The following is a 16,623-nucleotide window of genomic DNA, read 5'->3' as shown; positions in this document are numbered from 1 at the left end:
GCTCCACCACGTCGTGCGATGGCCGGGGAGGACGGGTCCTCGGTCAGCCGAGGACGAAGTTGACCAGCCGGCCGGGGACGGCGACGACGCGGCGGATCGTCGCGCCGTCCAGGTAGCCGGCGACCTTCTCGTCCGCCCGGGCGGCGGTCTCGAGCGCCGCGGCGTCGGCGTCGGTCGGCACCGTCACCTGCGACCGCACCTTGCCGTTCACCTGGACGGCGACCTGCACGGTGTCCTCCACCAGCCAGCGCTGGTCGGCCTCGGGGAAGGGCGTCCAGGCCGTCGACCCGTGGTGCCCGAGACGCGACCACAGCTCCTCCGCAAGGTGCGGGGCCAGCGGCGCCACCAGCAGCACCAGCGGCTCGGCCACCGCCCGGGGCACGGGGGTGTCCGCGCCGAACACCTGGGTCAGGTGGTTGGTCAGCTCGGTGATCCGGGCGATCGCGATGTTGAACCGCAGCGTCGAGTAGCCGTCACGGACGCCGTCGATCGCCTTGTGCAGCGTCCGCAGCGTCTCCTCCGCCGGCTCGGCGTCGGACGCGCGGACCGCACCGGTCTCCTCGTCGACGACCACCCGCCAGATCCGCTGCAGCAGGCGTTGCGACCCGACGACGGCCTTGGTCTCCCACGGCCGCGATTGCTCCAGCGGCCCGGTGGACATCTCGTACACCCGGAACGTGTCCGCCCCGTAGGCGCCGATCATCTCGTCGGGCGTGACCATGTTCTTCAGGCTCTTGCCGATCTTCCCGTACTCACGGGTGACCGGCTCGCCCTCGAAGAAGAAGCCCCCGTCCTTCTCGACCACCTCGGCGGCGGGCACGTAGAAGCCCCGCTCGTCGGTGTAGGCGTAGGCCGAGATGTAGCCCTGGTTGACCAGCCGGCGGAACGGCTCCTCGCTGGACACGTACCCCAGGTCGTGCAGCACTTTGTGCCAGAACCGCGCGTACAGCAGGTGCAGGACCGCATGCTCGACGCCGCCGACGTAGAGGTCGACACCGCCGACGTCGCCCTCGCCGCGCGGTCCCATCCAGTACCGCTCCAGCTCCGGGTCGACCATCTGCGTGTCGTCGCCGGGGTCGAGGTAGCGCAGGTAGTACCAGCACGAGCCCGCCCAGTTGGGCATCGTGTTGGTCTCGCGGCGGTACTCCTGCACGCCGTCGCCCAGGTCCAGCTCGACGGTCGTCCACTCGGTGGCCCGGGACAGCGGCGGTTCCGGGGCGGAGTCGGCGTCGTCGTCGGAGAACGTCTTGGGCGAATAGTCGTCCACCTCGGGCAGCAGCACCGGGAGCATCGACTCCGGCACCGCGACGGGCCGGTCGTTCGCGTCGTAGACGATCGGGAACGGCTCACCCCAGTAGCGCTGCCGGCTGAACAGCCAGTCCCGCAGCTTGTAGGTGGTGGTGGCCTCCCCCGCGCCCCGCCGTACCAGCCAGTCGGTGACGGTGGCGATCGCGGTGGCCTTGTCCAGACCGTCCAGCGAGATCTCGTCGTTCGACGAGTTGATCATGCGGCCGGGGCCGGTGTAGGCGCCGCTGCTGTCGTCGAAGCCGGCCGGCCGCTCGACCGTGGGCACCACGTCGAGCCCGAAGGCCCGGGCGAAGTCCCAGTCCCGCTGGTCCTCGCCGGGCACGGCCATGATCGCGCCGGTGCCGTAGCCGGTCAGCACGTAGTCGGCGATGAAGACGGGCAGCTCGCGACCGTTCACGGGGTTGACGGCGGTGACGCCCAGCCAGACGCCGGTCTTCTCCCGGCCGGCGTCCTGGCGGTCCAGCTCCGAGCGGCGGGAAGCCTGCCGCTGGTAGGCGCGGACGGCGTCGGCCGGGGTGGCCGCTCCCCCGGTCCAGCGCGGGTCGGCGCCCTCGGGCCAGGCGGACGCCGTCAGCGCGTCGACCAGCGGGTGCTCCGGCGCCAGCACCATGTAGGTGGCTCCGAACAGGGTGTCCGGCCGGGTGGTGAAGACCTCGATCGTCTCGTCACCGGTGACGAACCGGATCCTCGCGCCGGTCGAGCGGCCGATCCAGTTGCGCTGCATCAACTTCAGCGAGTCCGACCAGTCGAGCCGGTCCAGGTCGTCGAGCAGCCGGTCGGCGTAGGCGGTGATCCGCATCATCCACTGCTTGAGCGGGCGCCGGAACACCGGGAAGTTGCCGCGCTCGGACCGGCCGTCGGGCGTGACCTCCTCGTTGGACAGCACCGTCCCCAGCCCGGGGCACCAGTTGACCGGGGCCTCGTGCAGGTAGGCCAGCCGGTGTGCGTCGACGACGGCGCCGCGCTCCGCCTCGCTCAGCTCCGCCCACGGGCGGCCGTACGGGTTCGTGCCGGCCGCCGGCTCCCGGGTGCCGGCGTCCAGCTCGGCCACCAGCTCGGCGATCCGGCGGGCCTTGCCCGTGCCGCCGTCGGCCGTCTCGTCGAACCAGGACCCGAAGATCTGCAGGAAGATCCACTGGGTCCACTTGTAGTACGCCGGGTCGATGGTGGCGAAGCTGCGGCGGTCGTCGTGGTCGACGCCCAGCCGCCGCAGCTGCGCCCTGATCGCGGCGATGTTGGCCTCGGTGGTGATCCGCGGGTGCTGACCGGTCTGGACGGCGTACTGCTCGGCGGGCAGGCCGAATGCGTCGTAGCCCATGGGGTGCAGCACGTTGTCGCCGTCCATCCGGCGGAACCGGCTCGTGACGTCGGTGCCGAGGTAGCCCAGCGGGTGCCCGACGTGCAGGCCCGCGCCCGACGGGTACGGGAACATGTCCATCACGAAGTACTTGGGGCGGTCGGCGATCTTCTCGAAGCCCTCGCTGAGCCGGCCGACGGGGTTGGGCGTGTGGAAGGTGCCCTCGGCGGCCCACCGGTCCTGCCAGTCCAGCTCCATGCGCTGGGCGAGCGCCGGCGTGTACCGGTGCGGCGGGACGCCACCCGGCGCCTGCTCGACGTTCGGCTGGTCGGCGGTCTGGCTCATCGCTGGTGCTCCCGGGTCCCGTGCAGTGGTGCCGTACCGACGGCGGACATGAAGAAACCCCTCACGCAGGAGGGGTCGCCGTGCTGTCTGACCGTCTCAGGTCAGCACGGCCGGTGAAGCAGGAGCCGCCCGGTCACGGGGAGAGCCTACTCCGGGCCCCGCAGCGGGGACGTGGGTACGTTCCGGCGCCGCCTCCCTCGATCGAGCGGTTCCCGCTGCCCGCCGTGCAGTCGTGGGCTCCGGGATCCGATCTGCAGGAGGTGGGTGCCACCCTGGGCCGGGTGGGCTGTGACATCGCCCAGGGCTACGCGATCGCCCGGCCGATGTCGGTCGGGAACTTCCTGCTCTGGCTCGAGCGGCCGCGGCACCCGCTGCTCGACCCGGGACGTTCGGCCCGGTACTGAGCCGGAGCCGTCAGCGCAGCTGCGGCGCCACGTCGCCTGCCACCAGGTCGAGGTGGTCGAGGTCGGTGAGGTCGAGCACCTGCAGGTAGACCCGCTGCGCGCCGGCCTCGGCGTACCGGCCCAGGACGTCCACGGCCTCGGCCGGGGTACCGGCTACGCCGTGCTTCCGGAGCTCGTCGACGTCGCGGCCGATCGCGGCGGCCCGGCGGGCGAGCTCGGCCTCGTTCTTGCCGACGCAGAGCACGAGCGCCGAGCTGTACACGAGGGACGACGGGTCCCGGCCCGTCTCCTCGCAGGCCTCCCGGACCACGGCGAAGAGCTGGGCGTTGTCCTCGGCGGACATGAACGGCACGTTGAACTCCGCCGCGTACCGGGCGGCCAGTCGCGGGGTGCGCTGCTTCCCGCGGCCACCGATCAGCACCGGGATGCCGCCGTCCTGAACCGGCTTCGGCAGCGCCGGTGAGCCGGAGAGCTGGTAGTGGCGGCCGTCGAGGTCGAACGTCTCCCCCACCGGGGTGTTCCACAGGCCGGTGATGACGGCGAGCTGCTCCTCGTAGCGGTCGAACCGCTCACCCAGCGAAGGAAACGGGATGCCGTAGGCGCTGTGCTCCCGCTCGAACCAGCCGGAGCCGATGCCGAGCTCGACCCGGCCGCCGCTCATCTGGTGCACCTGGGCGACGGAGATCGCCAGCGGGCCGGGCAGCCGGAAGGTGCCGGCGGTCATGAGCGTGCCGAGCCGGATCCGGCTGGTCTCGCGGGCCAGGCCGGCGAGCGTGATCCACGCGTCGGTGGGCCCGGGCAGCCCGTCGCCACCCATCGTCAGGTAGTGGTCGGAACGGAAGAAGGCGTCGAAGCCGGTCTCCTCCGCGCGGCGCGCGACGGCGAGCAGGTCGTCGTAGGTGGCGCCCATCTGGGGTTCGGTGAAGATGCGCAGCTGCACCGCCGGACGGTAACCAGGACGACGCCTGCGTACGCATCCCCCTGCCGGTTCAGGGTGTGCGCGGGCGCCAGACCGGGCAGGATGACCGCCAGACGATCAACTCGGAGGTGCAGCACGTGTTCCACAAGAAGACGCGCGGCGAGATCATCAGCGCCGAAGTGCAGGAGGGCCTCGCCCACCTGGGGACGGCGGTGACCGAGGCCGGTCGCGCCGCCGCCGAACAACTGAGTCCGCACGTGGAGGCGGCCCAGCGGGCCGTCGCCCCCAAGGTGGCCGCCGCCGCGGCGGTGGCCGCGCCGGCCGTGGCCACCGCTCGCGAGAGCCTGGCCGACCGCGTGGACGCCGCCCGTGAAGCCGCTGCGCCCCGGGTCACCGCGGCGCAGCTGGCCGCCGCGCGCGCCGCGGCGGACCTCGCCCCTCGGGTGGAGTCGGCCCGCGGGGCAGCGCAGAAGGCGTACCGGGACGACCTCGCCCCTCGCCTCACCGCAGCCCAGGTCGCGGCGCTGTCCTACGCCACGCCCCGCGTGGCCGCGGCCCGCGAGGCCGTGTCGCCGGCGCTGGAGAGCGCCCGCGGGACCCTGCTCGCCGGGGTGGACAGCGCGCGCAGCGAGCTCGACGCCCGCCGGGCGGAACTCGCCGCTGCGGCGGCGGAGTCCTCCCGCAAGGCGCGCAAGGCGGCGAAGAAGGCGCGCAAGAGGGCCGGCAAGAAGCACCGCGAGTTCGAGAAGGCGGCGCTCGCGACCGCCAACACGGTGAAGCGCCGGCAGGAGCCCGAGCCGACGCGCTGGCCGTGGGTGTTCGCGCTCCTCGCCGTGGGTACCGCCGTGTTCGTCCTGCTGCGGCGCAAGAAGGCCGACGCGTGGACGCCCGCACCGGCCGGGGACGGCCCGGTGCCCAGCTACCGAGAGGACCCCGTGCCCAGTTCCGACAGCACCTCCGGCAAGACCGTCTCGACGGCGACGGGGACGCCGAGCGACTCCGCGCCGGCCGAGTCCGACATGGGCGTCCGCGATGCCCAGCTCGCGGAGGGCGACGACGAAGGCAGCACCACCGGCCACACCGGCCCGCCCGAGCCGTTCACCAGCGGCGGTGGCTCGGACGCCGGCCCCACCGCGGGACCGGACGACAAGCAGGTCTGACCTCGCACAGCAGCACCACCACCGCCCCCGTCGCCGTCGCGACGGGGGCGGTGGTGTCTGCGCGAGTACCGTGGGGATCATGAGCGAGGCGCCACCGAGGATCCCTGAGCGGTCCCCTGTCGAGGACTCCGGGATCGAGCCCGCCGGCCGCAAGCTGCTGCGCCTCGAGGTGCGCAACAGCCAGGTGCCCATCGAGCGCAAGCCCGAGTGGATCAAGACCCGGTTGAAGACCGGCCCGGAGTACACCGAGCTGAAGTCGCTGGTCCGCCGCGAGGGCCTGCACACCGTCTGCGAAGAGGCCGGCTGCCCCAACATCTACGAGTGCTGGGAGGACCGGGAGGCCACCTTCCTCATCGGCGGCGACCAGTGCACCCGGCGCTGCGACTTCTGCCAGATCGACACCGGCAAGCCCGCCGACTTCGACGCCGACGAGCCGCGGCGCGTCGCCGAGAGCGTCGCCACCATGGGGCTGAGGTACGCCACCGTCACCGGCGTCGCCCGCGACGACCTGCCCGACGGCGGCGCGTGGCTTTACGCCGAGACGGTGCGCCAGATCCACGCGGCACTGCCCGGCTGCGGCGTCGAGCTGCTCATCCCCGACTTCAACGCCGACCCCGAGCAGCTGGCCGAGGTCTTCTCCTCGCGGCCCGAGGTGCTGGCCCACAACGTCGAGACCGTGCCCCGGATTTTCAAGCGCATCCGCCCGGGCTTCCGGTTCGAGCGCTCGCTGTCGGTCATCACGGCCGCCCGGGAAGCCGGGCTGGTCACCAAGTCCAACCTCATCCTCGGCATGGGCGAGGAGCCGAGCGAGGTGGTCGAGACCATGCAGGCCCTGCACGACGCCGGGTGCGACCTGCTCACCATCACCCAGTACCTGCGCCCCTCGCCGCGGCACCACCCCGTCGTGCGCTGGGTGAAGCCCGACGAGTTCGTCGGCTTCCAGGCCGAGGCGGAGAAGATCGGCTTCCCGGGCGTGCTCGCCGGCCCGCTGGTGCGCAGTTCCTACCGTGCCGGCCGGCTGTACCAGCAGGCGATCGAGGCCCGGGGGCTCACCCGCCAGGGCTGATCACCGCCACTCCGCCCGGCGCGTCCGAGGCAGCGCCGTCGACCGCCCCTATCCTGGGGACATGGCACGCAGCAGGTCCTCTGACTCCACCGCCCCGGGCGGCAGCGCCGGGCGCACCCCGAAGGACGGTGGGCGCGGCCGGACTTCCGGTGCCACCGCGGCCGGGGCCACCGCCGCCGGCAAGGCCGCGCCTCCGGCCGGCAAGGCCGGCAAGACACCCAAGCTGGACAAGAACGGGCAGCCCAAGGTCGGCCGGATCCGCAAGCTCCGCAGCCAGGCTGGCATGATCAAGCAGGCCTACACCCTGACGCGGAAGAACGATCCCAAGCTCCCGTGGATCATGCTGATCTGGTTCGTCGCGGTCGCCGCCGTCATCGAGCTCATCGGCATCCTGCTCAGCTCGCCGTTCGTGTTCATCCCGCTGGCGGTGCTCTTCGGCGCCCTGGCCGCGCTGATCGTCTTCGGCCGCCGGGCCCAGGGCTCGGCCTACCGGCAGGTGGAGGGCCAGCCGGGGGCGGCCGCGTGGGTGCTCGAGGGCATGCGCGGGGACTGGCGGGTCAGCTCGGGCGTGGCCGGCACCCCGCAGATGGACGCGGTGCACCGGGTGCTGGGCCGGCCGGGGATCATCCTCGTCGGCGAAGGAGTGCCCGGCCGGGTCCGTGGCCTGATCGCGCAGGAGAAGAAGAAGATCGCCCGGGTCGTCGGCGAGACCCCCATCTACGACGTCGTCGTCGGCGACGACGAGGGCCAGGTGCCGCTGAAGAAGCTGAGCACCCACGTCATGAAGCTGCCGCGGAACCTCAGCGCCGCCGAGGTGAACGCGCTGGGCCGCCGGATGAGCGCGCTCGGTGGCCCGCGGATGCCCGTCCCCGGCGGCCCGCTCCCGGGCGGGCGCCAGATGTCGGTCAGCCAGCGCCAGGTGCGCCGCCGCGGCTGATCCCTCCCCTGTCGGTGCCGCGCCGACACGGCAGCCCTGACGGTCGGGGCGCACACCGAGGGGTCCGAGCCCGAGCACCGGCGTCCCGAACGGCTCCAGCCAGCCGCGGGTCGCGATTCCGTGGCCGACGACGTCGCCCTCGTCCACGGCGACCAGCGACAGGTGCGGAAGGAACCCGGGGTCGCCCCGTAGCCTGTCCACCAGCCGGACCTCGGGGACGTCGTCCGCTGCGCGAACGGCTCCGGTGACGGGGTCGGTGGCGAAGGCGGCCCGGTGCAGCGCCTGCACGGCCGCGTGGTCCTCGGGGCGCTCGCGACGGACGATCACCGGTGCAGTGTCCTGTCCCCGGCCGCCGACGGTCCACCGGGTTCCGCAGCGTCAGTCCAGGACGACGGCGGTGCCGGTCAGCCGGTCGTGCAGCCCGCGTCCGTCGGCGTCCACGATGAGCGCCGGTACCAGCAGCATCAGCAGCGCGGTGCGCACGACGGCACGCCAGGGAGCCAGCCGCGCGCCGGGCGTCGGATGAGCCAGTCGCATGCTGAAGACTCGGTGCCCCGGGCTCTGGCCGAAGACGATCAGCGTGACCACGGTGAGCAGGCCGAACACCAGCAGGCTCCAGTTGCCCGGGCCCTCAGGGGCGGTGAACGCCCAGGCGATCAGCGCCGAGCCCACCGCGTCGACGAGGTACCCACCGACCCGCCGGGTGAAGGGGGCCAGCGACCCGGGCCCCGTGGCGGGCAACCCCAGGGAGGCGCCGCGGACCGGGGCCTGAGAGGGTTGTTCGACATCTCTGACCATGACCGCCAGCGTAGGACCCCGCCCGACCGGCCCCCGGGCCACGAGTGAGAGCGCCCCCACGGCGACCCGCCGCAGGCGTTGTTACCGCCCCGAAACACTCGGGACACGGCAGGGCAACTCCCCCCTCGTAGCGTGCCGAACGGCAGTCCGCCCACACCCGGAGGATCGATGTTCACCAGTCCCGACGAGGTCGCCGCCTACATCCGCGACAACGACGTCGAGTTCGTCGACGTCCGCTTCTGCGACCTGCCCGGCGTCATGCAGCACTTCACCATCCCAGCGTCGACGTTCGGCGAGGACACCTTCACCGAGGGCCTCGGCTTCGACGGGTCCTCGATCCGCGGCTTCCAGGCGATCAACGAGTCGGACATGCTGCTGCTGCCCGACGCCAACAGCGCGTTCGTCGACCCGTTCCGCAAGCACAAGACGCTGAACGTCAACTTCTTCATCCACGACCCGATCACCTTCGAGCCCTACAGCCGCGACCCGCGGAACGTGGCGAAGAAGGCCGAGGCCTACCTGGCCAGCAGCGGCATCGCCGACACCGCCTACTTCGGCGCCGAGGCGGAGTTCTACATCTTCGACTCGATCCGGCACGGCACCGGGATCAACGAGGGCTACTACCACATTGACGCCGTCGAGGGATCCTGGAACAGCGGCTCCCGGACCGGCGAGAACGGTGTCGGCCCGAACCTGGGCTACAAGACCGCCACCAAGGGCGGGTACTTCCCCGTCGAGCCCGTGGACCACCAGAGCGACCTGCGCGCCGACATGATGGTCAACCTGGCCAACGCCGGCCTGGAACTCGAGCGCGGGCACCACGAGGTCGGCACCGGCGGTCAGGCGGAGATCAACTACAAGTTCGACACGCTGCTGCGGTCGGCCGACAGCCTGATGCTGTTCAAGTACATCATCAAGAACACCGCGTGGGCCCACGGCAAGACCGTCACCTTCATGCCCAAGCCGCTGTTCGGCGACAACGGGTCGGGCATGCACTGCCACCAGAGCCTCTGGCAGGGCGGCGTGCCGCTGTTCCACGCCGAGACCGGTTACGCCGGCCTGTCGGACATGGCCCGGCACTACATCGGTGGCCTGCTCACGCACGCCCCGTCGCTGCTGGCGTTCACCAACCCGACGGTGAACAGCTACCACCGCCTGGTGCCCGGCTACGAGGCGCCGATCAACCTGGTCTACTCCGCCCGCAACCGCTCGGCCTGCACCCGCATCCCGATCTCGGGCGACAACCCCAAGGCCAAGCGCATCGAGTTCCGGGTGCCCGACCCGTCGGCCAACCCCTACCTCGCCTTCTCGGCGATGCTGATGGCCGGCCTCGACGGCATCAAGAACAAGATCGAGCCGCCGGCCCCGGTCGACAAGGACCTCTACGAGCTGCCGCCCGAGGAGGCCTTCGGCATCGAGAAGGTCCCCGCATCGCTGGACGCCGTCCTCGACCGGCTCGAGGTCGACCACGAGTACCTCATCGACGGCGGGGTGTTCACCCCCGACCTGATCGAGACGTGGATCGAGTACAAGCGGGAGAACGAGATCGACCCGATCCGCCTCCGCCCGCACCCGCACGAGTTCGCGATGTACTACGACATCTGAGTTGTACAGCGGGCTGACGTGCGGTTTTACCGCAGGTCAGCCCGCTCAGTCCCCAGCCAGTCCCCACGAGCGGCCAGCACAGCACCGACGGCGGCCCGTGCGGACTCGTCGCTGTCGGGCCACAGGTGGCCGTAGGTGTCCAGCGTCGTCTTGGCGCTGCCGTGTCGAAGTCGGTGCTGGACGACCTTGACGTCGAGCCCGCTGCCGATGAGCAGCGAGGCCAGGTAGTGCCGCAAATCGTGGAAGCGGAAGGCGTCGGGCAGCCCGGGGATCGTCGTCCGGGCCGAGCGGATCGCGCGCTCGATCGCCCAGGTCGAGGTCTGCCGGCCGGCGCCGTCGGTGACGACGTGGTCCCCGCCCCATCGCGCCACCGCCGCCGAGAGCTGCACCGACAGCTCCTGCGGGATGGGCAGCGGCGTGCGGGACGTCTCGCTCTTGAGCGGCTCGCCGTCGCCCTGCTGCACCGGCCGCACGACGCCGCGCATGAAGTCGACGTCCCAGACCCGCAGCCCGACGACCTCGGCGGTCCGCAGCCCGACGAACGCCCCGAGCAGGATCGCCGGGCGCAGGTGGTCGGCGACCGCGTCGTGCAGCGCCCACACCTGCTCGGTCGTCGCGACGTAGGGGCGCTGACCGCCAGCCCCTGGTGAGGTGCGGCGCGAGCACGGGTTGCGCGCCAGCAGCCCGTCGTGCACGGCGTCGCTCATGACCTGCGACAGCCGCGAGTGCAGCGCGTAGACGTAGCTGTCGGCCAGGCCGGCGGCTTTGAGCTCCACCGTCCACGAGCGGACCGAGGACGGCCGCACCGCCGAGAGCGGCATCGGACCGAACGCGGCGGTGATCTGGGCGACGTGCACCCGGGCCTGCCGCACCGTGCGCGGGCGGCGGGTGGTGTAGCCGGCCAGCCAGGTCGCGCACCAGTCGGCGACCGTCGTCCGGGCGGTCTTGGGGTCGACGTAGGTGCCGGTCACCTGGCTGGTCGTGACCTCGTCGAGCCACCGCTGCGCCTTGGACTTTTCCTTGTCGGGGAACGCCCGGGTGACCTCCTTGCCCGCGGCGTCCTTGTATCGCGCCCGGTAGCGCATCCCCTGCCCGTGCCGGGCGCTCGGGACACGCTTCCCCGTGGCCGGGTCGATGACGTACCACCGGTCCTGGATGCTGCGAAAAGCCACGAGCCTCTCCGATCTGCAACTCAGGCGGAGCGATACCGACCCAGCTTCATGAGGTCGATCGCTCTGCGGCGACCCGCGCCTCGAGCGCCTCGCGGGCCAGTTGGGAGATGGTCTTGCCTTCTCGGTCGGCGATCTGGGCGGCGCTGTCCCGGACGCGGGGGTCGACGCGGAAGGCGATGCGCGGTGAGACGGCGGCCCGGCCGGTGAGGGAGGGCCGGCCGCCGCGGCGCCGGACCTCGTCGACGATGTCCGCGGCCTTCTGCTCGGTCAGCCGGGTTCCGTCGGTCAGTCGGACGTCGTCCCGGTCGAGGTCGACGTCGGGTCCGATCGGCGTGCTGGAGGTGATGGGTGGCGGGGTGCGCTCGGTCACGGGCTGTCTCCTCGGAGGTGGGTCGGCATCACGTGGATGACCAGCAGGTAGTGCTGGCCGCCGTCGGCCGGCTGCACCTCGACGGCGATGATCTCCAGTTCCCGGCCCCGTTCGTCGAGGCCGACGTAGAGCCAGGCGTCGGCCCCGCTGGTGGCGGTGACCGGCGTCGGCCGGGTGCCAGCCAGGACGTGGCGGGCGGAGGTCCGGCCGATGCGATGCTTGCGCGCCGACTGGGTGAACCGGATCTCCAAGCCGCCAGTATTGTCGGACACAACAGGATCCGTCAAGATCGACCGGCGCGGTCCTGGCCGTGCTGGGCGTCGATCCAGGCGCGCAGGTCGTCGGAACGGTAAAGGACGCGGCGGCCGAGGCGGAAGCTGGCCGGACCGGTGCCGAGGTGGCGCCAGTACCGGAGGGTGGCGACCGGGGCGCGCAGCAGCTGAGCGGCTTCGGCGATGGTGAGCAGCTCGGACGGTGGCTCGGCGGTGTGATCGCGGCCGGGGGTCTGGTCGGGCATGGCGGTCTCCGGGGGCTCGGCGGACATGGGCGGGGCGCCACCTGCAGAAGGCGCCATTTCGTGACCATTGGTGACAGCCCACAGCCAACTTCTCCGGTCAGGCTCCTGTCTTCCTCCCGTTCCGCTCCTGTCGCCGGTCGTTCAGGAGGTGGGAGCGCCTGCGGTCATGGCCTGGCGCTTGGGGCCCGGTGATGGCGTCCGGCAGGAGACCGGCTCCGGTGGTGGCGCACCGTAGGTCGGCAGGCTGCGGTTCCCCTCCAGTCGCCTCCCGCGCAGTGCAGCGGCCGCACGGGAAGGGGCGCCCGCTCACCGCCCCAGGCCCGGGGCGGCACCAGGCGTGGCCCGCGGCCCGGAACGCTCGGACTCGGGTCGTGGGACCCCCGACCGGTCGCCGGCCGGCCCCGGCGTGACTGCTGGGCGCCGGTGATGCCCGGTGTCGCGGCGTCCGCGCCAGGCCTTCCGGGCTACGGTGAGCCGGTCGGGCGGCTGACCCAGCAGGGCCGGCTCCGTGGCGAGTCGGCCGATGCGGGCCTGTGCGCCAGCCAGCTCGTGCCGTGCGGTGGCGACGTGGCGCTCGAGGTCGGCCAGCCGCCCTGCGGGATCGGGTGCCCAAGCGATCGGCCCGAGCGGGTCGAGCCGTTCCTGGCGCCGGCGGTGGGCGTCGGTCAGTGCGAGACGGGCCTGCTCACCGACCCGCCCAGCCGCTTCGGCCGCGGCGTGCAGTGAGTGGCGTTCGTGGTGGTCCCGTTCGGCGGCCCGGTGGGCGGTGGTGTCGAACGCCCTCCACAGCGCCGGCCGGTCGTCGAACCGGTCGGCCACCCGGGCGAGCCGCTCGGCGTCGGTGGGCAGGTCGGGCAGGTGCGGGCGCCACCGATCGGCCCAGCCGGCCAGTTGCTCACTGGCGCGGGCGACGGGTGCGCGCTTGAGTCCCCACCGGCCGGGCCCGTCGAGCACCACCCGGGCCGCGGCGCGGGCGGCGCCGCGCTCGCCGTCCCAGGCGGCGAGCAGTCCATCGCGGATCCGGTCGGCTGCCTGGGCGAGGACAGCAGCGGCGACCTCGACCCGCTGTGTCGCTCGCTGGGCGGTGCGAGTCGCCTGTTCGTGGTCGGCTTCCAGCCGCGTGAGTTCGCCGCCGTGGGCTGCCTCGAGCGCCACGGCCTGGCGCAGGGCGTCGCACCACGGCTCCAGGACCGCCAGCCGATCGGAGCAGCGCTGCTCGACCGTCCACGCCGCGCGCAGATCGGCCAGCACCTGCTCCAGGGGGCGGGGTGCGGCGTAGCCGGCCGCTTCGGCGGCGGCCTGAGCGGCGGCATGGCCCGGGCCGAGATCGGCTCGGTCGCGACCGAACACGGCGATCCACTGCCCGCGCGCCTCGGCCAGATCGGCGGCGATCAGGTGGGCGGTGTTGGCGGTGCGGCCGCGGGTCATGCCGACGTAGGCCGACGCCGCACCGGTGTGCTCGCCGACCACCAGGTGTGCCGCGGTGACGGTGTCACCCTGCGCGCCGTGCGCGGTGCTGGCGTAGGCCAGCTCCACATAGGAGGTGACGTAGCCGGCGGGCAGCACCCGCTCCCCCGTCCTCACCCGGGTGACACCGGCAGGGACGGCGTCGGCCGGGGTGACATCGCCCGGGATGACGGTTAGCTCCCCGCCGGGGCCAACGGCGATGACGGTCCAGACGTCGCGGTTGGCCACCCCCAAGTCGCGGACGTTGCGGCGGGTGGCGACCCGGTCCCCGACTCCGATCCGCTGCCCGGCGCCGGTGACCGCGACCCGGACGTCGTCGACGCGGCGGTCGGCGACCAGCCGCTCGCGGATGGCCGCGTTGAGGTCGCTGGCCTGCTCGCGGGTGTCGACCACCACGGCCACCCGCTCGCCATCGCGGTGATGCTCGGCGACAACCTCGGCCAGCGCCTCCTGTAGCGCCGCAGGATCGACGTGCAAGCGGATCTGCTCGCGGGCGGCCAGGGTGTCGAAGACCGCGCCCGGTTCGGCGCCGGTGCGCATGGCCAGGGTCAGGTCGGCGTACTCGACGTCCGGTGTCGTCCGGCCGGCTTGGTCGGTGCGGGTGAAGCGGTGCACCGTCTGCAGGGTCAGGTGCGCGGCCGGATCGACCTGACCGGCGGCGAGGTCCAGCACGCCGCCGCGGCCGACCGCGGCCAACTGGTGCCGGTCGCCGAGCAGCGCCAGGCGCATCCCGTACTCGTCGGCGAGGGTCAGCACCGCGCGGGCAGTGTCCTGGTCGAGCATCCCGGCCTCGTCCACCACCAGCAGGTCCCCGGGCATGAGGCTCGCCCCTGGCTCCGGCCCGGCGTAGACGCCTCCGGTGCGCGGCTCGGCGTCACCGGCGGCCAGCCGGCTCCAGGTCCCCTCGTCGGTCCAGCGCCAGCCGTGCTGGAAGGCCAGCCAGGCAGCCGAGCCGGCGGCGGTGCCCACCTCGGCAGCGGCGACCTTGGCCGCCTTGAGCGTCGGGGTGACCACCGTCAGCCGGCGGCCCTGGGCCTCAAGCAGGTCGCGGGTGGCGGCCAGCAGGGTGGTCTTGCCTGCACCGGCCGCACCCTCGATGACGACCAGCGGCCGGTCGCCGGCCAGGGAGGCGGCCGCAGCCGCTTGGCCGGCGTCCAGCCGCGCGAGCGCGGCCAGCGGCAGCTCAGGCTCCCGTTGGTGATCGGTCATGGAGCGAGCGCTGCGGGCGGCGAACCGGTCGGTGAGGTCGGCCTCGACGTCGAGCACCGGCTGCGAGGTCCAGGCCCGGATGTGCTCAGGAACGCCGTCACGGTCAAGCAGCGGCACACAGCGCGCCATGGTGCGGGCGGTGAGGTCCTCGGCCAGCTCAAGGCGGACCGCGGCGCCGACGACGACGCCCGCGGCGGCGATCAGCTGCTCGACCTCGCCGCGGACGTCGGCGGCGTTCCACGCCGAGCGCTCGGCGGCCAGCAGGCTCAGCACCCGGTCAACCGCACCGTCGCGGTCTACCCCGCCGACCGGCACCGGGATCAGGTCGACGGGACGTCCGGTGTCGCGATACCCGAGGGCGGCCAGCTCGGCCAGCCATCGGGCCGTGACGTCCGCACCCGGCTGCGGGGTGACCTTGTCCGGGCGGCCCTCGGCCCACGCCCGCGCATCCCACGCCCGCCGCAGCCCCGGCCCCGGAACCTCGCCGGGGTGCGCGGCGATCCACTCTTGTTCGTAGCGGCCCCGGTGGCGTTCGATCTGCGCCGCCCGAGCGCTGAAGGCACCCACGTACTGGGCCAGCTCCCGTATTTCTCCGGTGCCGTCCAGGGTGTACCCGTGCGCGGCCAGCGCGGCCTGGAACTGTGGATCGCAGGCCACCGCGGCGTGCCCGATGCCGTTGATCGCGGCCAGCGAGTCGCGCACGCCCACGGTATGCAGACCGCGCCATCCCCCGGCGGCGAACACCCGGGCGTTGACCTGCAGGTGCAGATGCCGGTGCGGATCTCCGGCCCGGGAGGTGTAGTGCTGCACCGTCACCGCCTCCAGCACCTCCACCGGCACCTGTACCTGCCCGCCGCGCGGCCCCACCCGCGTCGTAGCGTGCTCGGTCAGCCAGCCGATGACCTGAGTCGCGGCCCGGTCCTGCGCGGCGTCGTAGGCGTCGGCGACGTCTGGGTGCAGGGCGGCGGCCAGCGACCAGGACTTCGGGCCGTTGACCACCACCTCGACGAACCGCACCGCGCGGCCGTCGGTCCGCAACCAACCGCGGGCCGTTCCGGTGTCCGGGTCCAGGCCCGCGACCCATGCCTCGTAGGCGTCGCCGGTCAGAGGCGCCAGCTCCTGCGTCCGACCGTCGCCGGCGGTGTAGCGGCGCGCGATGCCGGTTCCCTCGGATAGGTAGTAGTCATCAGCCCGGCCTCGGTCGGCTTCCACGTAGTGGCGGGCCGCCGAAGCAGCGCCGGCGTAGATCTTCATTCCGCCATGCATATTCAGCGCCACCCAATAATGGTCAACACGTCACCCCCAGAAACGGCGATGGGCCCCGCGAAGCGAGGCCCGATCTACCGCTATTGGTAGCATGCGTGCCGCTCCTTGGTGAAGCCTTGGGCATGCGCGGGAGATCTTAGAAGTTCCGGGCGGTCAGTCGTTGCAGGCCTCATTCCGCTTGTCGTTTATGGAAATTGTTGGCTGCAATGCATATCTCGTCCGCCCGGCTATTGGTGGCTGATGAGGCGCTTAGGGACACTCTGCAGCCCTGCCCGTAGGCCGTTCTTCTGCTCGGCGCCTGGACCTGGACCCCGCAATGAACATTTGCTCTCTCCCCGTGATCGCCGGGGCGCCCCAGGGGGACGGGGGGACTGTCGAGGATGCCGGGGCGTCTACGTTCACGCTGTGGACGGGGGGTGGCCGGGGCGGGGTGGCTGGCCTTTCGTGGTGGCCGGCGCCGCTGCTGCGGCGCTAACGGCCGCGCTGATCGGGTCCCAGCGCACCGTCATGCGGTGGCGGGCGGAAGCGATGGCGTGGAAACAGGCCGCAGGGAAGTGGCAGCAGGCCGCCGAGATTTCCCGGGGGACCGCAAGCAGGCTGCTGCACACGGCGGAGCGGTGGCGGCAGGTGGCTGAGGCCGCGGGTGCCGTCTACTGCGGTGCGACGGTGCAGGAGTCCCCGTGCGAAGTGAGGCCATGGCGGGGACACCTGTGCGTGGCCGCGCCGGACCACGAGGCGGAAGCCGCCGAGCAACACCATGTGTGCGACTGCGGGCACGGCTGG

13 protein-coding genes are annotated in these 16,623 nt (G+C 72.6%); 5 read left to right on the top strand and 8 right to left on the bottom strand.

Features of this window, described 5'->3' with window-relative positions:
- Window positions 1-43 precede the first annotated feature (43 nt).
- Complete coding sequence (gene leuS, locus BLASA_RS09355) at window positions 44-2,950, bottom strand: leucine--tRNA ligase (protein WP_014375877.1); 2,907 nt, start codon at window positions 2,948-2,950, stop codon at window positions 44-46.
- A 260-nt stretch (window positions 2,951-3,210) separates the two neighbouring features.
- Between leuS and BLASA_RS24985 the strand changes: the two genes are divergently transcribed.
- Entirely contained in the window at window positions 3,211-3,354 is a 144-nt protein-coding gene (locus BLASA_RS24985) for a hypothetical protein (protein WP_014375876.1), read from the top strand.
- 10 nt (window positions 3,355-3,364) lie between these two features.
- Here the strand turns inward: BLASA_RS24985 and BLASA_RS09345 are convergent, their stop codons facing one another.
- Complete coding sequence (locus tag BLASA_RS09345) at window positions 3,365-4,294, bottom strand: LLM class F420-dependent oxidoreductase (RefSeq protein WP_014375875.1); 930 nt, start codon at window positions 4,292-4,294, stop codon at window positions 3,365-3,367.
- Between the two features lie 56 nt (window positions 4,295-4,350).
- Here BLASA_RS09345 and BLASA_RS09340 point away from each other — a divergent pair, with 56 nt between their 5' ends.
- The 3 genes from BLASA_RS09340 to BLASA_RS09330 all read left to right on the top strand — a co-directional run bounded on the left by BLASA_RS09340 (window position 4,351) and on the right by BLASA_RS09330 (window position 7,436).
- Window positions 4,351-5,433, top strand: a complete 1,083-nt coding sequence (locus BLASA_RS09340; RefSeq protein ID WP_014375874.1) for a hypothetical protein — start codon at window positions 4,351-4,353, stop codon at window positions 5,431-5,433.
- 79 nt (window positions 5,434-5,512) lie between these two features.
- Entirely contained in the window at window positions 5,513-6,499 is a 987-nt protein-coding gene (lipA, locus tag BLASA_RS09335) for a lipoyl synthase (RefSeq protein ID WP_014375873.1), read from the top strand.
- A 61-nt stretch (window positions 6,500-6,560) separates the two neighbouring features.
- Window positions 6,561-7,436, top strand: coding sequence for a DUF4191 domain-containing protein (locus BLASA_RS09330; protein WP_014375872.1), 876 nt, complete (start codon window positions 6,561-6,563; stop codon window positions 7,434-7,436).
- A 378-nt stretch (window positions 7,437-7,814) separates the two neighbouring features.
- On the opposite strand, the gene BLASA_RS09325 is transcribed toward BLASA_RS09330, so the two are convergent.
- Window positions 7,815-8,234, bottom strand: coding sequence for an RDD family protein (locus BLASA_RS09325; RefSeq protein ID WP_014375870.1), 420 nt, complete (start codon window positions 8,232-8,234; stop codon window positions 7,815-7,817).
- A gap of 168 nt (window positions 8,235-8,402) precedes the next feature.
- Between BLASA_RS09325 and glnA the strand changes: the two genes are divergently transcribed.
- Window positions 8,403-9,839 carry a type I glutamate--ammonia ligase gene (gene glnA, locus BLASA_RS09320; protein WP_014375869.1) on the top strand — a complete coding sequence of 479 codons (1,437 nt, stop codon included), beginning with the start codon at window positions 8,403-8,405 and terminating at the stop codon, window positions 9,837-9,839.
- Between the two features lie 26 nt (window positions 9,840-9,865).
- Here glnA and BLASA_RS09315 read toward each other — a convergent pair whose 3' ends face one another.
- The 5 genes from BLASA_RS09315 to mobF form a co-directional block, all read right to left on the bottom strand.
- A complete protein-coding gene (locus BLASA_RS09315) occupies window positions 9,866-11,011 on the bottom strand; it encodes a site-specific integrase (RefSeq protein WP_014375868.1) in 1,146 nt (381 codons plus the stop codon).
- A 46-nt stretch (window positions 11,012-11,057) separates the two neighbouring features.
- Entirely contained in the window at window positions 11,058-11,381 is a 324-nt protein-coding gene (locus tag BLASA_RS09310; RefSeq protein WP_014375867.1) for a hypothetical protein, read from the bottom strand.
- On the bottom strand, window positions 11,378-11,632 hold the full coding sequence (locus BLASA_RS09305) for a hypothetical protein (RefSeq protein ID WP_041775697.1): 255 nt from the start codon (window positions 11,630-11,632) through the stop codon (window positions 11,378-11,380). Before BLASA_RS09305 ends, BLASA_RS09310 begins: the two co-directional genes overlap by 4 nt.
- Before the next feature lie 32 nt (window positions 11,633-11,664).
- Complete coding sequence (locus BLASA_RS09300) at window positions 11,665-11,898, bottom strand: helix-turn-helix transcriptional regulator (protein WP_041776323.1); 234 nt, start codon at window positions 11,896-11,898, stop codon at window positions 11,665-11,667.
- A gap of 306 nt (window positions 11,899-12,204) precedes the next feature.
- Window positions 12,205-15,828, bottom strand: a complete 3,624-nt coding sequence (mobF, locus tag BLASA_RS09295; RefSeq protein WP_014375864.1) for a MobF family relaxase — start codon at window positions 15,826-15,828, stop codon at window positions 12,205-12,207.
- Window positions 15,829-16,623: the final 795 nt, after the last annotated feature.

Origin of the sequence: Blastococcus saxobsidens DD2 (genome assembly GCF_000284015.1) — a bacterium.
Lineage (GTDB): Bacteria > Actinomycetota > Actinomycetes > Mycobacteriales > Geodermatophilaceae > Blastococcus > Blastococcus saxobsidens_A.
The sequence above is the reverse complement of the archived record's forward strand: the minus strand, read 5'-3'. Positions and strand labels throughout refer to the sequence as shown.